The following is a 2199-nucleotide window of genomic DNA, read 5'->3' on the forward strand; positions in this document are numbered from 1 at the left end:
GGCGCGGTCAACCACTGGAAGAGCAGGCCCGCCAGCGCCGGGCCGCCCATTTCCGCCACCGCCTCGGTGGCGCTGAGTTTGGCGTTGGCGTCGGTGATCAGGTCTCTGCCGACCAGGCCGGGCAGGTAGGCGTGGTCGGCGATGTCGAAGAGCAGGCTGCCCGCGCCCACCAGGGCCGCGGCGGCGTAGACCTGCAACATGCTGAGCAGATGCAGCCAGGCGGCGATGGGCAGGGTGATCAGGATCGCGGCCCGCGCCAGGTCGGCGGCGATCAGCACCGGGCGTCGCGCGGTGTGGTCCACGAAGTCGCCCGCGGCGAGACCGACCAGCAGGGCGGGCCCGGCCGATAGCGCGTAGAGCCACCCGAGCTGGACCGGCGTGGCCGCCAAGCCCAGCACCGCCATCATCGGCAGGCCCTCGCGAGTGATCCGCGCCCCGAAGTCGGACACGGTCTGTGCGCCCCAGAGGCGCAAGAAGTCGCCCTGCCGCCAAAGCGGGCTCTTGGGCGTGGATGGGGAAGGCATGGGTTGGGTCTGACGGCTGGAATGCGGTCGAACGACCGCTGGGCCGCCGATCGCCGCAACGACGGGCGGAGCTACGGTGAGCGAGGAATTTTCAGGCCGCCGCGCCGCTCACCGGGCGGCTTGTGCCGAGCGGCGTTCGTTCAGTCAAGCGTGCGGGGCGTGGGTGGGGTCGATTGACAGCGCCGTCCGCGTCCGCGCAGCTTCAGGCTTGGGGGAAATGCTCATGCGCCAGCGCCGACGCGCCATGCCAGCCATCGCGGGCGGCCTAGCGCTGCTGTTCGCCCTGGCGGCCGCCCAGAGTCTGGCGCAACCGCCGGCGAGCGGGCCCGCCGCGGAGCGCGCCGCCGCGGACCTCCGGGCCCGGATCGAGGCTTCGCCGAAGCTGCCCTTCGTCGCCACGACCTTCGCCGCCAAGCCGCCCCGCCCTGGCTGGGAGTCCGGCATGGTCTCCTGGATGGCCCTCGACAAGGCTGGCGACCTGATCGAGTTGCAGCGCGGCGACAAGGCCGATCCGGTGGTCGTGCTCGACCGGCAGGGCAAGGTGCTGCGCTCGTGGGGCGCCGGCGGCTACGCCATTCCGCACGCCATCCGCATCGACCCCTTGGGCGACATCTGGACCGTCGACGCCGCGGCCTCCCGAGTGATCAAATATTCGCCGACCGGCAAGGTGCTCATGACCATCGACGTGGGCGAGCAGCCACAGACCAAGGGGCCCTTCAACGGCACGAGCGACATCGCCTTCGGCCCGAATGGACGCCTGTTCATCACCGATGGCTACGGCAACGCCCGGGTGCTGGAGTACAGCGCCGAAGGCAAGCGGCTGCGCCAGTGGGGCGAGCACGGCGCCGGTCCCGGCCAATTCCACCTGCCGCACGCCCTGCAGATTGGCGTCGACGGAACCGTCTATGTGGCGGACCGCGAGAACGGGCGGATCGAGAAGTTCGACCTCGACGGCAGGTTCCTTGGCGAGATCGACGGGCTGGGCCGCACCTATTCGATCAAGCTTGTGGGCGACGTGCTGTGGGCGGGCATGGCGCCATTCACCCTGCCGACCGGCGCGCCGGGCTGGGTCGTAAAGATCGACGCCAGGACCGGCAAGCTGCTGGGTCACCTGGACGTCGACGGCGAGCATGTGCTGCACGGCGTCGAGGTGACCGCCGCCGGCGAGCCGATCACCACGGCAGGCGATCACGTCATCTGGTTCAAGCCCGCACGGCCCTGACGGGCGCGCCCCATCCCGCTACAAGCGGCGCTTTCCGGCCCCGCGCCGAGCGCCAAAGGAGTTTGCCCTCATGTCCGAGCCGCTGGCCTTGATCGCTGTGCCGTTCCTGACGGTCTTGGAGCCCGCGTTCCAGCAGGGCGGCCTTGCGACCACGCGCGCCTGGGAACTCACCGAGGAACAACGGCCGCACGTTCGGAGCATTGTCCATGCCGGCGAGGTCGTGCTGACGCCGGAGTTCCTGGCGAGCCTGCCGGGGCTGGGACTGATCGCCTGTGTCAGCGTGGGTTACGACGGGATCGACGTGGCCTGGTGCCGGGCGAACGGCATCGAGGTCTCCCATGCGCGGGGCCTGAACGCCGAGGATGTGGCCGACCATGCGATAGGCCTCATGCTGGCGGCCTGGCGCAACATCCCGAACCTCGACCGTATCGTGCGCGAGGGGCGCTGGAAGCA

2 protein-coding genes and 1 pseudogene are annotated in these 2199 nt (G+C 70.4%); 2 read left to right on the forward strand and 1 reads right to left on the reverse strand.

Features of this window, described 5'->3' with window-relative positions; all coding sequences use genetic code 11:
• On the reverse strand, positions 1-524 hold a 524-nt coding region (locus E8A12_RS08385; RefSeq protein ID WP_293367571.1), incomplete at its 3' end, for an MFS transporter.
• A gap of 223 nt (positions 525-747) precedes the next feature.
• Between E8A12_RS08385 and E8A12_RS08390 the strand changes: the two genes are divergently transcribed.
• Both E8A12_RS08390 and E8A12_RS08395 read left to right on the forward strand, forming a co-directional pair.
• Positions 748-1746: a 6-bladed beta-propeller gene (locus tag E8A12_RS08390; RefSeq protein ID WP_293367573.1), complete on the forward strand. Its 999-nt coding sequence runs from the start codon at positions 748-750 to the stop codon at positions 1744-1746.
• Positions 1747-1816: 70 nt separating this feature from the next.
• Positions 1817-2199 (forward strand): annotated as a pseudogene (locus E8A12_RS08395) (2-hydroxyacid dehydrogenase); the annotation flags it as partial.

The sequence above is a fragment of the Phenylobacterium sp. genome, from assembly GCF_004799395.1.
Classification (GTDB): Bacteria; Pseudomonadota; Alphaproteobacteria; order Caulobacterales; family Caulobacteraceae; genus Phenylobacterium.

Coding starts and splice junctions, on each gene's coding strand:
- E8A12_RS08390 (WP_293367573.1), top strand. CDS start 748: ATGCGCCAGCGCCGACGCGCCATGCCAGCCATCGCGGGCGGCCTAGCG.